Origin of the sequence: Nocardia puris, assembly GCF_003315035.1 — a bacterium.
Lineage (GTDB): Bacteria > Actinomycetota > Actinomycetes > Mycobacteriales > Mycobacteriaceae > Nocardia > Nocardia puris.
On record NZ_QNRE01000006.1, the window covers coordinates 274,057 to 291,210 of the forward strand.

Genomic DNA, 17,154 nt, shown 5'->3' on the forward strand with positions numbered 1-17,154 from the left:
GAACTCACTCTGCCGTGAACGACACCTTGCGGGTGACCGGGTCGGCCGTGGTGAGGCGGGCGCGGATGGTGGCGCCTTCGGGCGGAGACCCTTCGCACGGCGCGAGCACGGGCGGGTCGGCGATGAAGATCTCGGCCGGGCGGTTGCCGTTGGCCTCGCGGATCACGATCGCGTCGTATACGCCGCCGGGGCGCGCGGCCAGCAGGGTCGCCTCGGTGAGGTCGATACAGGCCCGGTCCACCTTGCCCGCGACGCCGTCGGTGCGCTTCATGGTGTCGGCGGTGGGGCTCAGGCCCTCGCGAACCCACTGCGGCACTTCGGTTCCCGCGCAGCGCGCCAGGCACACCTCGAGGGCGAAGCGATCCGCGAGGCGGCGCAGCGGCGCGGTGACGTGCGCGTAGGGCGCGCCGATCCCGCTGTGCTCGAGGGTGCCGGGCAGCTCCCCGTTCACCACGGTGTAGGTGGCGCCGCGCAGCAAACTCGTGGCTTCGGACATGAGCACCAGCGCGGCCGGGGTGTTCGGATCGAGTCCGGCCAGCATCCGTCCCACGGACTGGTCGGCGGGCCACGGCACGCCCAGCGCGGCGGCGGTGCGGCGCATGGACTCGGCCGCCGACTCGGCGGGCGGCGGCATGGTGCGCAGCAGGCCGATGCGCTGTCCGTCGTCGGGGGCGTCCAGCATGATCCGGGCCGCGCACATCCCGGTGAGCAGCGAGACCTGCTCGTTCCAGTCGTCGGCGGCGGTGCGCGGCTCCAGCACCAGCCGCCAGTGGCCGTCGGCCGCGTCGTCGCGGATCACGCTCTGCGAGGGCAGGCGCAGGCCGATCGCGCCGCGCGCGATACCCGCCTCGATCCGTCGCGTGCCGAAGTCCGGCAGCGCCGCGATCGAGGGGTGCAGGCGGCCCGCGTCGGCGTCGGCCTGCACGCCCGCGTAGTCGAGCCGGGCGCGCGAGCGCACCAGCGCGCGGGCGACGGAGTAGTGCTGGGGTTCGCCGTGCTCGTCGAGTTCGATGGTCCACAGCGCGGCGGGCCGGTCGACGTCCGGCAGCAGACTGGCCGCGCCTTCCGAGAGCACCTCGGGGTGCAGCGGCACGGTGCCGTCGGGCAAGTAGAAGGTCTGACCCCGGGTGCCCGCCTCTTTGGCGAGCGCGCCCTCGGGGTGGATCACGGCGCCGACATCGGCGATCGCGTAATGCAGGAGAAAACCGGAGTCCGTGCGCTCGATATGCAGGGCCTGGTCGAGATCCATGGCTCCGGGGGGATCGATCGTCACCAACGCGAGGTCGGTGCGATCGATCCGGTCGCCCGCGAACGCGTCACGCGCGCCGCGGGCTTCCGCGGTGGCCTCGGCGGGATACGCCGAGGCCAGACCGAATTCGGATCGGATAGCGCCGAAATCGACCGGCGCCGAGGTGATCCGCTGGTGCAGTTCCACGGACGATACGTTACTGCAAGGCCAGCATCGTGCCGTTGAGCTCGTGGAACGGTCCGAACACCGTGAAGGTGACCCGCCCGGTGGGGTAGGTCGAGGAGAGTGCCGCCGCCGCATCCAGCGCCTCACCGAACGAGGGCGCCGACGGATGCGGCAGTCCCGCGACGGTGAGACCGAAGCGGGTGTCGGCCACCCACTTGGTGTCGGCCGGACTGAGGTCGACCTGCACACCGCCGGGGAGCGGAGTCACCGCGACCGCGTTGGCCGAACCGGCGCCCAGCACGGCAAAGAGCGATGCGGCTCCGGCGACGAGCGCGCCGGCGACCAATGAACGAACTACCCGCATAGAGTTGAGACCTGCTTCCGGGATAGAGGGTGAAATCGGCCCGGGGCTCCCCGGCGCCGGACCGTGCCAACGGCGACTACTTTATGACGTCGGTCACGGTCTGGGCCAGTTCCGGACGAATCGCCCGGCCCGGCTCGCCGTGTCGCGCCCGGCTGCTAGGGTTCGGTCCCGGGGCCGCGGGCCACGCGCGTCTCGCCTGTCCCATTCCGGGCCCCGTACGTCGAGAACTGGGAGTACTGCACTGATGTCATCGATCCTCTTCGACTACCTGCTGCCGTTGCTCGGTCCCGAGCAGGCCGCGTACTGGGCGAAGGTCTTCATGATCGACCCGGCGGCCTAGCCTCGAGCGCCGCCACACACCGGTCGCCTTCCGTTCACCGCACGGGAGGCGACTTTCCACCGGGCCGGTTAGCATCCCGCTCCGTGACAAGAACTTCCGCCGCCCTCGCGGTCAGCACCACCCTGTTCGCCCTGCTCGTCGCCGGCTGCAACGGGGACGACACGGCCACCGGCGAGGCCGCGGCGACCTCCGCCCCCGCCGCCTCCTCGGTCGACGATCAGCCCGGCGGGGTCGAGGTGCCCGACAACATCAAGGCGGGCACCTTCGTGGTGAGCTACCGCAGCGCCTTTCCGAAGCTGGCCGAAGGCCGCACCGATGCCGAGATCGCCGACATCCTCACCGGCACCTGCGCCGACATCGACGGCGGCAAGTCCGAGGACGACACCGTGAACGCGATCGTCGACCGCACGAAATCCGGCGACGTGGCCGCGTCGAAGGAAGAGGCGCTCGCCATCTTCAATATCGCGAAGTACATCTGCTGAAACGTCCGCACGTGTAAGGCCCGTCGCCGCGGCGGCGTGCTCTCCCGGCAACGCCGTTCCCCTGGTTCTGCCCGAACCCATCGGGTTCACCTGGCGCGCAACACGACTGGTCGGTTCACTTCGCATCGACACCGTGGTGACCACCCGCCTATCAAACCCCCGTCCCCGCAACGTATCCCGCGCGGCGTGTCGCGGTGTGTCCGCGAAAGTCGCTCGCACTTCACCTGTCTCGGAACGCCGGGAGCGGGTACAACTAGCGCATGAACTTCCCGGTGGATTTCGGGATCGTGCAGATCGGCCTGATCCTGCTGATCCTGGTCGGGGTCGCGCTGCTGATCTCGGCGATCGCGCGCATGCGCAAGAAGGGCGCGAAGGCCGTGCTCGGGCGCGGGGCGGGTGGGGCGGGCTTGCTGATGGTCGCGGTGGTGTTGCTGTGGGTGGCGACCCTGATGCAGACCTATCTCGGACTCACGGGGGAGATCAAGGCCGCGCACGTGGTCGTCAGCGAGGCCGAGGACGGACAACTCCAGGTCGACCTCACCCTCTACGACGACGGCGCACCCGACCGCCGCGAGACCTTCCGCGTCGAGGGTGACCTGTGGGTGCTGCAAGCCAATATCGTCGAGCTCGAGCCGTGGGTGAACGCCCTGGGCTTCCACTCCGGGTACAAGGTCAGCCGCCTCTACGGGCAGAACCTGGACGGTGCCGCGACTTCCCAGGACCACATCTTCCTCAACGGCGACGATCGTGACTTCTTCGCCGACATGCGCGACGGCAAATGGTGGACCGCACCTTTTGTTCGCTCCGCCTATGGCAACGCCGTCATCGCCACCCCGGGCGAGTACGACGTCTATATCTCGCGCGACGCCATCAAAACGCGCCCGGTCGACTGACCATAGCCGCTGCGGGCACCACTGAATCGCCCGTATGTTCGACCACCGACATCCGTCCCCGCCTCGGCACCACCCACCCGGCAGTCGCGGTACGGTTGAGCACTGGTGTTCGCCGCCCGGCGGAGGCCCCACCGTCCACAGTGTTCAGGAGTTTGTTCGCGTTGAATGTCGAACCACCGATCCAGGCCAAGCTGCTCCAGCTCGCCTCCGTCGACGCCGAGCTGACGCGGATCGCCCACCGGCGCACGGTCCTGCCCGAGCAGCAGGAGGTGGCCCGGCTCGAAGGCGAGCGCAACGAGCTCAAGGACGCCGCGGTGGCGGTGGAGATCGTGCTGGACGACCTCGACCGCGACATCCGCAAGCTGGAGGGCGAGATCGAGGCGGTCCGCAAGCGCGAGGAGCGCGACCGCGGCATGCTCACCGCGGGTTCGGTTGGCGCGAAACAGCTTTCGGAGATCCAGCACGAACTCGGCAGCCTGGAGCGGCGGCGCGGCGTGCTGGAGGACGAACTGCTCGAGGTGATGGAGCGCCGCGAGGCCTCGGCCGCCGACCACGACCACGCGGGCGCGCGCCTGAGCAAGGCCGACGACGAACTCGCCGAGGCCCAGCGCCACCGCGACGAGGCGCTGGCCGATCTGGACGTAGCGCAGGGCCGCTGCGAGGGCGACCGCGCGAACCTGGTGCCGCTGTTCCCCGAGGAACTGCTCGCGATCTACGACCGGCAGCGCGCCCAGCGCGGCGTGGGCGCGGCGCTGCTGCAAGCCCGCAAGTGCGGTGCGTGCCGGATCGAACTGGATCGCGGCGAGATCGCCCGCATCGCGAAGACCGCGCCCGACGTGGTGGTGCGCTGCCCGGAATGCGGCGCGATCCTGGTCCGCACCAAGGAATCCGGTCTGTGATCGAGGCGGCGGCGTGAGCCACGAGCAGGTCATCGTCGAAGCCGACGGCGGCTCGCGCGGCAATCCCGGCCCGGCCGGCTACGGCGCGGTGGTGTTCGACGCCGACCACGCGACGGTGCTGGCGGAGCGGCGCGAGAGCATCGGTGTCGCGACGAACAACGTCGCCGAATACCGCGGCCTGATCGCGGGTTTGGAGGCGGCGGCCGAACTGGGCGCGCGCATCGTGTCGGTGCGGATGGACTCCAAACTGGTGGTCGAGCAGATGTCGGGCCGCTGGAAGGTCAAGCACGCGGCCATGATTCCGCTCGCCGACCGGGCCCGCCGCCTGGTCACCGGCTTCGACCGCGTCACCTTCGCCTGGATCCCGCGCGCCCAGAACTCCCACGCCGACCGCCTCGCCAACGAGGCCATGGACGACGCGTCCCTGGTCGACGAGGTGCGCACGGCCCGCGACGCGGGGCACGCGCCGACCGATACGGGCACGAGCGCCGGTGTCTCTCGCGAGCCGAAAACAACGCGCTTCCACGTGGATTCGGCCGAACGCACCGCGAGCGGCGGAGAATCCGGCGAAACCATCGACTCCGATGCCGGCGAAGGCGTCGCACCGGCGCCGGGTACCTGGGACGTCTCCCGACCGCCGAACAGTGAGCGTGTCACCGTCTCCTACGGTGACGATGCCGCGGCCGATCGTGACCGCACCGCCGCAGTCAACCCCACGTCCCCCGGCTGGACCGGAGCCCTCGGCCGCCCCACGCGCTTCCTCCTGCTCCGCCACGGCCAGACGGAACTCTCTGTGCAGCGCCGCTACTCGGGCCGCGGCAACCCCGCTCTCACTCCCCTCGGCCAAGACCAAGCCGACCGCGCCGCGAAAATGCTTGCGGCCAAAGGCGGTATCGCCGCCGTGATCAGCTCCCCGCTCGGCCGCGCGCGGGAGACCGCCGAAGCGGCCGCCGCCGCACTGCGCGTGCCCGTGCACACCCACGACGGACTCATCGAGACCGATTTCGGCGAATGGGAAGGGCTCACCTTCGGGGAGGCCGCCGAGCGCGACCCGGAACTACACGCCCGCTGGCTCGGTGACCCGTCGGTGCCCGCGCCGGGCGGCGAGAGCTTCGACGCGGTGCGCGAGCGCGTGGAGGCGGCGCGGCGCGATCTCACGGGCCTGTACGCGGGCAGCAATATCGTGCTGGTCAGCCACGTGACACCCATCAAGACCCTCCTGCAACTGGCGCTCGGCGTCGGGCCGTCGCTGCTGTACCGGCTGCATCTGGATCTGGCGTCGCTGTCGATCGCGGAGTTCTATCCGGACGGCGGGTCCTCGGTTCGTCTGGTCAACGACACGTCGTATCTGGACTGAACCTATGCCGGTCTCGGAAAGTGGCCGCGCAAAGCGAGGTTTGCACGGCGGATGGCCGGTCGGGAGCGTTGGGCGGCCGAGGCGTCCCCGGTGCGCACGACCCCCTGAATGAACGGGTACTGTGGCTCGGCACACAGCGCTTGCGGCCCGCCGCGCCGGACCCGATGCATCGCTTGCCCATCGGTAGCCACACGCGGGGGAAAGTAATTCACCGGCTCACGCCGCCCCCGGTATGGCAACGTGTGTTCCCCGGCCGGGATCGGTGCGTGACCGGAGTGACGGTCGGCGACCGCTGTCGGTCAACGGTTTGCGAGAAGGAGAGTAACTGCTGTGAGGTTCAGGTGGATGGCGGCCGTGGCGGCCGTCATCGCGGGTGTCGGCGTGAGCGCGGCGGGCGTCGCGCAGGCCGCCCCGGAGAAGGTGGCGCTCGGCGGCGGATCCGGTCTCGTGTTCGCGAACGACTCCGCGTGCTCGCTCACCGCGATCGGCTACGACAACGCCGATCGGCTGGTCGGGCTCACCGCGGGCCACTGCGCCCCCGAGGGCACCCTGCTCGGCGCGGAGCACGCGCTGGAGGCGGGCGCCGTCGGTATCGTCGCCTACTCCGACAACGGGGAGAACCTGGACATCGCGGTCCTCGTTTTCGATCGCGACAAGGTCGCGCCGGTGCGCACCGTCGGAGGCACCACCATCAACGGCATCGGCGCCACCCCCGGCCCCGGCACCACCGTGTGCTCCAACGGACGCACCAGCGGCGCGGGCTGCGGCGTGGTGTGGGGCAATCTGGACGAGACCATCACGCTCAACCAGGCGTGCTCGCAGCCGGGTGATTCCGGCGGCCCGGTGACGGTCGGCGACCAACTGGTCGGCATGAACCAGGGCAGGCTGACCGGGCTGGCCGGCATCCGCTTCGACGTGCCGTGCACCGGTCAGGGCAACCCGGTCCACTCGCCGGCGTACTTCGCGCCGATCGACGTGGTGCTGGCCGCCATCAACGCCGAAGGCGGCCTGGGCGCGGGATTCCGCCCCTTCTGATCCGCTCCGACACCGTTCACCGCCGCGTGCCCGCGCAGGGCCGCGGCGGTGAATTCGTCCAGGGGGTAGAACAATTCAGCTCAGTCCCGCGAGCTTGTAGAGGACCAGGCTGCCCGCCACCGCCACGTTCAGGCTGTGCCCGGTGCCGACCATGGGGATCTCGACGGCGGTGTCGGTGAGTTCGAGCGCTTCCGGTGGGATGCCGTCGATTTCGTGGCCGAGCAGCATGACGGTGCGCCCGCGGGCGACGGGAAGGTCGGCGAGGCGGACGGATTCGTCGGTGAGTTCGACGCCGATGATCGCCGACCCGCTCGCGCGCTGCCGCGCCAGCCAGCGATCGGCGCGGCCGTGCACCCAGTGCACGCACTGGCGGTGGCGCAGAGTGTTGCCCTGGTTCAGCGCGTCGGGGATCCACGGATACCGCGGCACCGCCAAGCACGCACCCACGGCGTCGCACGTGCGCAGCAGCGTACCGAGATTCACGCCGTGCTTGGGCCACAGCGGTGCGGCGATGAGATGGTTCCAGCACCCGTGGGAACGCTGCCTGCGCTGCTTGCGCAGTTCCGGGCGGGTCCGCACCCGCGCGGCGGTCACGAACGAACGGGAATGCCCTTCCCTAGGGAGACAACAGCTTTCACGTCGACGATGCTTCGCGGCGCATCGGGGCCATCGACGGAGTCGAGAAACGAACTCCCTCAGGATACCCCGCGCGACCCACCGGCCGTGCGGGGCGCCCGACTCACGGACGCAGCACCGACACCAGGAATTCGGTCTGGTCGTACACCGCCTGTTCGAAGACGTCGTCGAAGTACACGTCGAAATGCCCCACCGGATACCGCTTCACGACCGCGTGCTTGGTGCGCTCGGCCGCCTTGAGCGTCGGCTTGGGCGGGGCCACCGAATCATCGTCGGCCACGGCGTAGAACACCGGCATCTTCAGCGCTTTGGCGTAGCGGCCCGGTTTGTCGAACAGCACCGAGAACGCCGCGCGCGCGGACACTTTCGGCTCGTAGGTCTCGCTCTCCTCGGCCAGCCGTCCGTAACCCTCCGGTACGTCGGGTGCGCTCATCAGCGCCGCGGCGCGCTTGCGCCCGGCGATCCGCACCCGAACGGGCTTGCGCCGCAACGGTCCCACGAGCAGATCGGTGGCGGCGATGGTGGCCACCTTCACCACGCTGGTCGGCCCCTTCGCCCACGTCGAGGCCCAGCCGCTGGTGAACGGCACCTGCGCGACCACCGCGGCGATGTAGTCGTCCTCCGGCGCCACGGACAGCACGTGCCCGCCCCCGAAAGACGTGCCCCACAGCGCGATCCGCGTCTTGTCGAAACCGCGCAGGGTGCGGGCGTAGGCGATGGCGTTGCGCCAGTCCTCGCGCTGGCGGGCGATGTGCAGCAACTGCCGGGGGTCGCCCTGGCTGGCGCCGAAATGCCGGTAGTCGAACACCAGCACCCCCATTCCCGCCGCGGCGAACCGGCGTGCGTACCTGTCCAACCCCATTTCCCGCGTGCCCCCCAGACCGTGCCCCATGACCACCAGCGGCCGGGGCTTGGGGACGCCTGCGGGAGGGTACAGCCAGGCGGCGCACTGCTGGCCGCCGGAGGGAAAACTGACCTCGAGACGTTCCATGAGCCATTACCGTACTGGCGCGACCGGGCGCGTAGGGGACGGGGCGGTGCGCGGGGGTACGCTGGTGCGCGCGGATGAGTCGGTCGGGCGACCGCGGCGACGGGAACGGGCACGCTGTGCCGCTGCCCGGCGCCGAGGAAAGTCCGGGCTCCACAGAGCAGGGCGGTTGCTAACGGCAACCCGGGGTGACCCGCGGGACAGTGCCACAGAGAACAGACCGCCCACGGCCTTTCGGGGCCGTGCGGTGAGGGTGAAACGGTGCGGTAAGAGCGCACCAGCGCCCCGGGTGACCGGGGCGGCTAGGTAAACCCCGCCCGGAGCAAGGCCGAAGGCCGCACTCGCGAGAGTGCGGCTGCGCAGGTGTTCGAGGGCTGCTCGCCCGAGCCTGCGGGTGGGCCGCTCGAGGTACCCGGTGACGGTGTGCCCAGATGGATGGTCGCCACCCGGTGCGAACCGGGGACAGGACCCGGCTTACAGACCGGCTCATCCGCCTTCCGCTGTCGCGCTCGGCTTCCGGGCGCGACAGCGAGACGGCGATTCGGGCCCAGGTCCTCCTCGGAGGCTCGGGACAACCCACTTGGCACCGGCACGGATACCACGACGTCGACCGGGGGGACCGTTCCCAGCGGCCTCGTGGATTCGGACGATGACGAGAGCGTCCGCATACCACCGCGCTGGTAGTAGTTCCGGTTCCGCCTGGTTCAGCCCTCGGCACCCACCGTCCACGGGTCGGTTCGCAAGGTCGACACCCGGGTCTCCAGATCCGGGAGCGCCTCGCGCACAGACCCTTCCGCCTGGGCGCACCAGGGGAACTCGGTGGCCCAGTGCGCCGCGTCGACGAGGGCGGGACCGTTCTTGCGGAGGTGCTCGTCGGCCGGGTGGTGGCGCAGATCGGAGGTCACGTAGGCGTCGACGCCGCGGCGGATCACGGTGTTCAGGAACGAATCCCCCGCGCCGCCGCAGACCGCGACCCGCTGGATCACACGGTCCGGATCGCCCGCCGCGCGCACACCCCACACCGTCGGCGGGAGGGCGGCCGCGACGCGAGCGGTGAAGTCGCGCAAGGATTCCGGTTCGGGCAGGGTGCCGATGCGGCCGAGACCGAGGGCGGACGGCAGTTCGGCGCGCTCGGTGACGTGGTAGGCGGGCGATTCGTACGGGTGCGCCGCCCGCAGCGCCGCGAGCACGGCGGCGCGCCGGGAGGGCGGCGCGATCACCTCGACGCGATCCTCCTGTACCCGTTCGAGTTCCCCGATCGAGCCGATCGCCGGATCCGCTCCGGGCAGCGGCCGGAACTGGCCGATCGAATCCGCCCGCGACGCGCAGTCGCGGTAGTGCCCGGAACCGCCCGCGCCCGCCGCGAACAGCGCGTCGAGCACCGCGTCGGTGTGGGTGCGCGGCACCTGCACGACCCAGTTGTCCACGGGGCCTTCGGGTTTCGCTTCCAGCGGACCGGTGACGGTGAGTCCGAGCGCCGCGGCGAGCGCGTCGGAGACCCCGGGGTCGGCGGAGTCGGCGTTGGTGTGCGCGGTGAACAGGGCGCACCCGGAGCGGATGAGCCGGTGCAGCAGAGCGCCTTTCGGGGTGTCGGCGGCCACGGTGTCCACCCCGCGCAACAGCAGCGGATGGTGCACCACCAGCGCCTGCGCGCGCCAGTCGATCGCCTCCTCGACCACCTCGGCGGTCGCGTCCACGGCGAACAACACCCGCCGCACCTCGTCGCCCGGATCCCCGCACACCAGCCCCACCGAATCCCACGACTCCGCCAGCCGCGGCGGGTACGCCGCATCCAGTACCCCGATGAGCTCCGCCAGCGTCGCCACGCCGCACCCGCCTTCCCTCGTCACCGATCCGGCACACCACCGACCGCGCGGGGCGGACGGTCAGCCCACGATATCGGCGCGCACCGGGACGGGATCGGGGTGCTCGACGGAGACCGGCAGTAGCAACGCCATGCGCCGGCCTCGAGCACACAGAACACGGCGCCATCGGATCGTCGTGGACTCGATGATTCCGTGACCGCAACGCATCCGAGCCCGGCACAACCGGTCGACCCCGGCGGCCTCCCACACCACTAGTCCCCCGGGCGGTGCAGTTCGGCCCTAACCCGACCGCAGCACGGCCCCGAGCCCGGCACACAACCGGTCGACCGCCGCAGCGTCCCGCACCGCGACGCGGAGGTGGTCGACACTCAACCCCGGAAACGTATCGGCGCGGCGGACCGCGATCCCGTGCGCGGCCAGATGCGCGCGGACTGCGGGCCCGTCAGGGACGCGCAGCAGCAGGAACGGCCCGTGGGCGGGGGTGTGGACGTCCACGCCGAGGGCCGAAAGGCGCGCGACCATCGCCTCGCGCTCGACCGCGATCTCCTCGGCCAGGCGGTGCGACTCCGCGACCGCCGACGGTTCGGCGGTCGCGCGGAACGCTTCCAATTGGAGGGTGCCCAACGCCCAGTGGGGGCGGCCGTGGGCGAGGCGGGCGAGCAGGTCGGGGGTGCCGAGGAAGTACCCGCAGCGCAGGCCCGCGAGCGCCCACGTCTTCGTGAGACTCCGCAGCACCAGGAACCCGGGGTCCGCCGCGACGGATTCGCGTTCGCCGGGGACGGCGTCCATGAACGCCTCGTCCACCACCACGACGCGGCCGGGCCTGCGCAGCGCACGCAACGACGCCGCGGGGTGCAGTACCGAGGTCGGATTGGTGGGGTTGCCGACCACCACCAGGTCCGCGTCCTCGGGCACGGCGGCCGGGTCCAACACGTACGGCGGCTCGAGGAGCACGCGGGTGACCGGCACCCCCGCCTCCCGCAACGCCAGCTCGGGCTCGGTGAACGAGGGATGCACGACGGCGGCCAACCGGGGCGCGAGCTTCGGCAGCAGCGCGAAACCCTCCGCCGCGCCCGCCAGCAGCACCACGTCGTCCGGGTCGCGGCGATGGCGCTCGCCCACGGCCACCCGGGCGGCCAGCTCCTCGCCCGCGTCCGGGTAGCGCCCCAGGTCCGCGAGGCGGGCGGCGAGCCGCGCGCGCAACCAGTCCGGCGGCGCGCAACCCCGCACGTTGACGGCGAAATCGAGCATGCCAGGCCGCGCGTCCACGTCGCCGTGGTGGCGCAGCAGCGCGTGGTCGACTGTGTCGGAGGGCACGGCACCACACCCTACGTGGCGCGCGCGGGGGCGGACCGGCCAGAATGGCTGTCGTGGGTGAGCTGCGTGTGGTCGTCGCCGGGTCCGGGAAGCGGGAGTGCTGATGGAGCGAGCCCGTCTGTCCGTCGCGTTCATCTGCACCGGCAATATCTGCCGTTCGCCGATGGCGGAGAAGATGTTCGCGCACCACTTGGACGAGTCCGGCCTGGCCGACCTGGTCCGGGTGTCCAGCGCGGGCACGGGCTCCTGGCACGCGGGCGACGACGCCGACCCGCGCACCACCGCCACGCTGCGCCGCCACGGCTACCCGACCGGGCACGTCGCGGCCGCCATCGGCCCCGCGCACCGCGACGCCGACCTGCTGGTCGCGCTCGATCGCGGGCACGAACGCGAGCTGGCCCGCCTCGGCGTGCCGTCGGACCGCCGCCGGTTGCTGCGCAGCTTCGACCCTCGCGCCGACGGCCCCGACGTGCCGGACCCTTATTACGGGACGACCGCCGACTTCGAAGAGGTCCACGACCAGATCGCCGCCGCCATCCCCGGCCTGCTGGACTGGGTGCGCGCCGCGCTGGACCTCGACCCCCTGTCCGCCGCGGACGGGCGGCCGTGATGCGCCGCCTCACGTTCCTGCTGCGCCCGAGCTGGCTGATCCTGGCCGTGGTGGTGGCGGGGTTCGCCTATATGTGCTTCACGGTGCTCGCGCCGTGGCAGCTGGGCAAGAACACCGAGACCGAGCACCGCAACCAGCTGATCGCCGACTCGGTGCGCGCCGACCCGGTCGACGTGGTCTCGGTGCTCGACGACAGCGATCCCGAAGCGCACAACGAGTGGCGGCGGGTGAACGCGTCGGGCACGTTCGTGCCGGATTCGACGGTGCTGGTGCGGTTGCGGCATCTCAACGGCGCTCCCGGGTACGCCGTGCTCTCGGCGTTCCGGCTCGAGGACGGCCGGGAGCTGCTGGTGGATCGCGGACTCGTCGCGGGCGTGGAGGGCACCTCGAAACCGCCGCCGGTGGCCGAACCGCCGGCCGGTCCGCAGCGGATCGAAGGTCGTATCCGGGTGTCGGAAGGGGTGAGCCCGGATCGCGTGCCGCTCACCGAAGACGGCTTCCGCCAGGTGTATTCGATCGACACCGGTCAGGCCGCACAGGTGATGGCGCTGTCGCTGACCCCGATCCCCACCGGTGAGCGCGGCGGCTACCTCCAACTGTCGGAAGGCCAGCCCGCCGCCTTCAGCCCCGTCCCGCTCCCCCAGCTCGACGCCGGACCGTACCTGTCGTATGGGTTGCAGTGGCTGGCGTTCGGCATCATGGCACCGCTCGGCCTGGGGTACTTCGTGTATGCCGAGATGCGGGAACGCCGCCGGGAGAAGGCGGGCCGCACCGAGGCGCCTGCCGCACCGAAGGCCACCGCGACCGAACCCGCCGAGCCCGCGCCGCCGACCACCGCATCCCGCCTGGCCGACCGCTACGGCCGCCGCTGAGGTCGAACACGGCTCGGTCTTCCGGGAGCTCCCGGGCATCGACGAGCCGGCCGAGCAGGCGGTGCGCGTCGGCGTCGTGGGCGGCGATGCGGACGGCGAGTTCGCGGTGCGCGTCGCGGTCGACGTACTCCTTGTCGAGGCCGAGGCGTGCGACGGTCTCCCAGCCGATATCGGCGTAGCCGGCGCGCTGGCGCCACCGCCCCGCCCGCTACTCTCGCCGGGTGCACACGGGGATCTCGACCGCCGCCGGTCTGCTGCTCGGATTCGCGCTGGACCGGGCGTTCGGCGATCCGCGCCGATGGCATCCGGTCGCCGGTTTCGGCACGGCGGCGAGCGCGCTGGAGTCGACGACCTACGCCGACCGGCGCGCGGCGGGCGTGCTGCACGAGGTGATCGCGGTCGGCGCGGTCGCCGGGGTGGGCGCGGTGTTGCGGCGCGGCGGCGTGGTGACGACCGCGCTCGCGACCTGGACCGTGCTCGGCGGCACCAGCCTGGCCCGCGTCGGGCGCACCATGGCCGGGCACCTGGAGTCCGGCGAGGTCGAGGCGGCCCGCGCGTTGCTGCCCGCGCTGTGCGGGCGCGACCCCGCCGTCCTCGACGCCGACGGATTGGCCCGCGCCGCACTGGAATCCATCGCCGAGAACACCTCCGACGCGACCGTCGCCCCGCTGCTGTGGGGCGCGGCGGCGGGCGTGCCCGGCCTGCTCGGCTACCGCGCCGTGAACACCCTCGACGCCATGGTCGGCTACCGCAACGACCGGTACCTGCGCTTCGGCTGGGCCGCCGCCCGCACCGACGACGTCGCCAACTTGATCCCGGCCCGCGTCACCGGCGTGCTCACCGCCGTCCTCGCGCCGCTCGCCGGCGGCCGCCCCGCCGCCGCGCTGCGCGCCTGGCGCCGCGACGCCGCGCACCACCCCAGCCCCAACGCCGGCGTGGTCGAGGCCACCATGGCGGGCGCGCTCGGCATCCGCCTGGGCGGGCCCACCCGCTACCGCCACGGCACCGAACTGCGCCCCACCCTCGGCGACGGCCCCGCGCCCACGGTGCCCGACCTGCGCCGCGCGGTCCGCATGTCCGAGGCGGTCCAGGCGGCGTCGGTCGTTCTCGCCGCCGCCGTGGCGTACGCGCTCCCCGTTGTCCTCCGGCGCCTCTCGCGCCGCGGGCGGGTCGGATAGGTCGGCATCGCCGTCGGCGCGTGCACGGAGACCAAGACGGCAGTGCCGCGGACCGGCCCGCCACGACGCCCGCCGGCCACCGAATGTCACACTCGCCGTCCGCGCGTCGTCTACCTCGCGTACCCAGTCGAGATCGGAAACGGTGGTCCCCATGAACTCCGAGAAAGCAGGCCCCCTCGACGCGGCCGAGTTGGCGCGCCGCTTCGAGGAGCACCGCCCCTACCTGCGCAGGCTCGCCTACAGCACGCTGGGCAGCCTGTCCGACGCCGACGACGTGGTGCAGGAGGCGTGGCTGCGGTTGCAGCGACAGCACGAAGCCGGCGCGGTCGAGGGCATCGAGAATCTGCGGGCCTGGCTGAGCACCGTCACGGGGCGGCTCGCGCTGGATCACCTCGGGTCGGCGCGGGCGCGGCGCGAGCAGTACGTCGGGGAGTGGCTGCCGGAGCCGGAGATCACCACCTCCGACGATCCCGCCGATCGCGTCACGCAGGACGAGCGCGTCACCACCGCGCTGCTGGTGGTGCTCGAATCCCTTTCCCCCGCCGAGCGCACCGCGTTCGTGCTCCAGGACGTGTTCGGCATGAGCGGTCCCGAGGTGGCGCAGGTGGTGGGCCGCACGCCGGCCGCCGTGCGCCAACTCGCCTCGCGTGCCCGCAAACGCGTGGAGGACGGCACTCCGCGCTTCCCCGCCTCACCCGCCGAACACGAGCGGGTGGTGTCGGCGTTCTCGCGGGCCTGGCGTTCGGGCGATCTGGACACCCTGCTCGGCGTGCTCGACGAGAACGTCGGCCTCACCGCCGACGGCGGTGGCAAGGTGCCCGCCGTCCGCAAGCCGGTGCACGGCGCGGAGATCGTGGCCAAGCTGCTGCTCGGCTGGTACCACGCGCCGTCGGCGCAGGGCGCGTGGAGCCGCTCGGTGCTGGTCAACGGCGAAGCCGGGTTGGTGGTGTTCGACGGCACCCACGTCGGCGTGTTCTCGTTCACCGTCGACGCGGGCCGCATCGTCGCCATCAACGTGGTGCGCAACCCGGACAAGCTGCGCGACCTGCCCACCGAGGGCGGACAGCCCTGGTTCCTCGATCAGGACGCGCCGGAGGCCTGAGCGGCCACCGGATAGCCGTGGGCGGCGGCGACCTCCCTGGACAGGAGTTCGCCGGCGCCGGCGGTGAGCCCGCGCGCCAGGTCGGGGTGGGTGACGCACGCCGCCTGCCAGCCCTGGTCGGCGATCGCGCGCACGTACGGCAGGGTGGCGTTGGTGAGCGCCACCGTCGCCGTGTGCGGGACGGCGCCCGGCATGTTCGCGACGCAGTAATACAGCGAATCCGCCACGCGGTAGGTCGGATTCGCGTGCGTCGTCGGCCGCGATCCCTCGAAGCATCCGCCCTGATCGATGGCGATGTCGACCAGCACCGAGCCCGGCCGCATCCCGGCCACCATCTCCTCGGTGACCAGTTTCGGCGCCCGCGCGCCGGGCACCAGCACCGATCCGATGACGAGATCCGCGCCGAGCACAGCCTTCTCCACCTCGGCGGCGTTGGACGACACCGTGGTGATCCGGCTGTGGAAGCGGGCGTCGAGTTCCCGCAGCCGCACCGGATTGGTGTCGAGCACCGTCACCCGCGCGCCCATGCCCGACGCCACCGACGCGGCGCTGCTGCCCACGACGCCGCCGCCGATCACCACCACCTCGGCGGGCCGCACCCCCGGCACCCCGCCGAGCAGCACGCCCGACCCGCCGAGCGGCGCCATCAGGTGGTAAGCGCCCACCTGGGGCGCGAGCTTGCCCGCGACCTCGCTCATCGGCGCGAGCAACGGCAGCGATCCGTCGGCGGCGCGCACCGTCTCGTAGGCGATGGCGGTGACTCCCGACGACAGGATGGCGTCGGTGCACTCCTTCGACGCCGCCAAGTGCAGATAGGTGAACAGCACCTGGTCGCGGCGCATCCGCGAATACTCCGGCGCGATGGGCTCTTTCACCTTCAACACCAAATCGGCCGTGCCCCACACCACGTCCGCGTCCGGGGCAAGTTCCGCCCCGGACGCGGCGTAGGCGCCGTCGCCGAAACCCGACCCGACGCCCGCCGCCGACTCGACCACCACTGCGTGGCCGTGGCGCACCAGTTCCCCGGCCCCCGCCGGGGTGAGCGCCACCCGAAACTCCTGCTCTTTGACCTCCCGTGGTACTCCGATCCTCATACCGCCATCGTCGCCCACCCACTCGCGCTTGGCCACGACGGCGCGCGGGCGCCGCACCCCGGGAGCTGCGGCACCCCGGGGCAATCGCTTCCGCGCCACTTCGACTCCGTCGCGCGGCGTACGTGAAACGGCCCCGGCCGTTCGACGCACGCGGGCCGCGCGGTGCCGGTTCGGCTCCGCCGGTTAGGTTGCCCCCATGAGGATTGAGATCAGTGGCTTCGCGCCGGAGGTCGACGAGAGCGCGTGGCTGGCGCCGAACGCCACCGTGATCGGGCGCGTGCGCCTCGCGGGCGAGGTGAGCGTGTGGTACGGCGCCGTGCTGCGCGGCGATCTGGAGCAGATCAGCGTCGGAGCGCGCACCAACATCCAGGACGGATGCGTCCTGCACGCCGACCCCGGCTTCCCCCTCACCGTCGGCAGCGGGGTGTCGGTGGGGCACAACGCGATCCTGCACGGCTGCACCGTCGGCGACGATGTGCTGGTCGGCATGGGCGCCACCGTGCTCAACGGCGCGGTGATCGGCGCGGGCAGCCTGATCGCGGCGAACGCGCTGATCCCGGAGGGCGCGCAGATCCCGCCCGGTTCCCTCGTCGCCGGCGTGCCCGGCAAGGTGCGGCGCGAACTGAGCGAGGCCGAGCGCGACGGCATCCGCCTCAACGGCGCGGTCTACCTGCACAACACGGCGAACCACCGGACCGCCAAGCAGGTGTGATACATCGCACACTGATCAAGTGTCCAACAGGAACG

The 17,154-nt window shown here is 71.9% G+C and carries 17 protein-coding genes and 1 other RNA gene; 11 read left to right on the forward strand and 7 right to left on the reverse strand.

The window, feature by feature from the left end; translation table 11 throughout:
* Positions 1-4: 4 nt before the first annotated feature.
* Entirely contained in the window at positions 5-1,435 is a 1,431-nt protein-coding gene (locus DFR74_RS18385) for an RNB domain-containing ribonuclease (RefSeq protein ID WP_067511348.1), read from the reverse strand.
* Positions 1,436-1,445: 10 nt separating this feature from the next.
* Positions 1,446-1,778 carry a hypothetical protein gene (locus tag DFR74_RS18390; RefSeq protein ID WP_067511349.1) on the reverse strand — a complete coding sequence of 111 codons (333 nt, stop codon included), beginning with the start codon at positions 1,776-1,778 and terminating at the stop codon, positions 1,446-1,448.
* Positions 1,779-2,201: 423 nt separating this feature from the next.
* Here DFR74_RS18390 and DFR74_RS18395 point away from each other — a divergent pair, with 423 nt between their 5' ends.
* The 5 genes from DFR74_RS18395 to DFR74_RS18415 all read left to right on the forward strand — a co-directional run bounded on the left by DFR74_RS18395 (position 2,202) and on the right by DFR74_RS18415 (position 6,784).
* Positions 2,202-2,600 (forward strand): hypothetical protein, encoded by a 399-nt coding sequence (locus DFR74_RS18395; RefSeq protein ID WP_067511350.1) that lies wholly within the window; start codon positions 2,202-2,204, stop codon positions 2,598-2,600.
* A gap of 260 nt (positions 2,601-2,860) precedes the next feature.
* Positions 2,861-3,493 (forward strand): hypothetical protein, encoded by a 633-nt coding sequence (locus DFR74_RS18400; RefSeq protein WP_067511351.1) that lies wholly within the window; start codon positions 2,861-2,863, stop codon positions 3,491-3,493.
* Positions 3,494-3,654: 161 nt separating this feature from the next.
* Positions 3,655-4,392 (forward strand): zinc ribbon domain-containing protein, encoded by a 738-nt coding sequence (locus DFR74_RS18405; RefSeq protein WP_067511371.1) that lies wholly within the window; start codon positions 3,655-3,657, stop codon positions 4,390-4,392.
* Positions 4,393-4,405: 13 nt separating this feature from the next.
* The gene (locus tag DFR74_RS18410) at positions 4,406-5,749 is read left to right on the forward strand and encodes a bifunctional RNase H/acid phosphatase (RefSeq protein ID WP_067511352.1); all 1,344 of its coding nucleotides are present in this window, start codon (positions 4,406-4,408) and stop codon (positions 5,747-5,749) included.
* A 345-nt stretch (positions 5,750-6,094) separates the two neighbouring features.
* The gene (locus tag DFR74_RS18415; protein WP_067511372.1) at positions 6,095-6,784 is read left to right on the forward strand and encodes a chymotrypsin family serine protease; all 690 of its coding nucleotides are present in this window, start codon (positions 6,095-6,097) and stop codon (positions 6,782-6,784) included.
* 75 nt (positions 6,785-6,859) lie between these two features.
* On the opposite strand, the gene DFR74_RS18420 is transcribed toward DFR74_RS18415, so the two are convergent.
* Positions 6,860-7,378: a TrmH family RNA methyltransferase gene (locus tag DFR74_RS18420; RefSeq protein WP_067511353.1), complete on the reverse strand. Its 519-nt coding sequence runs from the start codon at positions 7,376-7,378 to the stop codon at positions 6,860-6,862.
* Positions 7,379-7,523: 145 nt separating this feature from the next.
* A complete protein-coding gene (locus DFR74_RS18425; RefSeq protein ID WP_067511354.1) occupies positions 7,524-8,411 on the reverse strand; it encodes an alpha/beta hydrolase in 888 nt (295 codons plus the stop codon).
* Between the two features lie 75 nt (positions 8,412-8,486).
* On the opposite strand from DFR74_RS18425, the gene rnpB reads away from it, so the two are divergent.
* Positions 8,487-8,901, forward strand: an RNA gene (rnpB, locus tag DFR74_RS18430) — RNase P RNA component class A.
* A 211-nt stretch (positions 8,902-9,112) separates the two neighbouring features.
* Here the strand turns inward: rnpB and DFR74_RS18435 are convergent.
* Positions 9,113-10,234 carry a Nif3-like dinuclear metal center hexameric protein gene (locus DFR74_RS18435; protein ID WP_067511355.1) on the reverse strand — a complete coding sequence of 374 codons (1,122 nt, stop codon included), beginning with the start codon at positions 10,232-10,234 and terminating at the stop codon, positions 9,113-9,115.
* 279 nt (positions 10,235-10,513) lie between these two features.
* Entirely contained in the window at positions 10,514-11,551 is a 1,038-nt protein-coding gene (cobC, locus tag DFR74_RS18440) for an Rv2231c family pyridoxal phosphate-dependent protein CobC (protein WP_067511356.1), read from the reverse strand.
* A gap of 103 nt (positions 11,552-11,654) precedes the next feature.
* Here cobC and DFR74_RS18445 point away from each other — a divergent pair, with 103 nt between their 5' ends.
* The 4 genes from DFR74_RS18445 (at position 11,655) to sigJ (ending at position 15,313) form a co-directional block, all read left to right on the forward strand.
* Positions 11,655-12,161 (forward strand): low molecular weight protein-tyrosine-phosphatase, encoded by a 507-nt coding sequence (locus DFR74_RS18445; protein ID WP_067511373.1) that lies wholly within the window; start codon positions 11,655-11,657, stop codon positions 12,159-12,161.
* Positions 12,161-13,033 carry an SURF1 family cytochrome oxidase biogenesis protein gene (locus DFR74_RS18450; RefSeq protein ID WP_067511357.1) on the forward strand — a complete coding sequence of 291 codons (873 nt, stop codon included), beginning with the start codon at positions 12,161-12,163 and terminating at the stop codon, positions 13,031-13,033. The genes DFR74_RS18445 and DFR74_RS18450 overlap by 1 nt, the downstream gene beginning before the upstream one ends.
* Before the next feature lie 221 nt (positions 13,034-13,254).
* Positions 13,255-14,211 (forward strand): cobalamin biosynthesis protein, encoded by a 957-nt coding sequence (locus DFR74_RS18460; protein ID WP_113975172.1) that lies wholly within the window; start codon positions 13,255-13,257, stop codon positions 14,209-14,211.
* 151 nt (positions 14,212-14,362) lie between these two features.
* The gene (sigJ, locus tag DFR74_RS18465; RefSeq protein ID WP_067514659.1) at positions 14,363-15,313 is read left to right on the forward strand and encodes an RNA polymerase sigma factor SigJ; all 951 of its coding nucleotides are present in this window, start codon (positions 14,363-14,365) and stop codon (positions 15,311-15,313) included.
* On the opposite strand, the gene ald is transcribed toward sigJ, so the two are convergent.
* Positions 15,292-16,407 (reverse strand): alanine dehydrogenase, encoded by a 1,116-nt coding sequence (gene ald, locus DFR74_RS18470; protein WP_067514663.1) that lies wholly within the window; start codon positions 16,405-16,407, stop codon positions 15,292-15,294. The two genes, sigJ and ald, sit on opposite strands and share 22 nt — an antisense overlap.
* 196 nt (positions 16,408-16,603) lie before the next feature.
* Between ald and DFR74_RS18475 the strand changes: the two genes are divergently transcribed.
* Entirely contained in the window at positions 16,604-17,119 is a 516-nt protein-coding gene (locus DFR74_RS18475; RefSeq protein WP_067514657.1) for a gamma carbonic anhydrase family protein, read from the forward strand.
* The last annotated feature ends 35 nt before the right edge of the window (positions 17,120-17,154 follow it).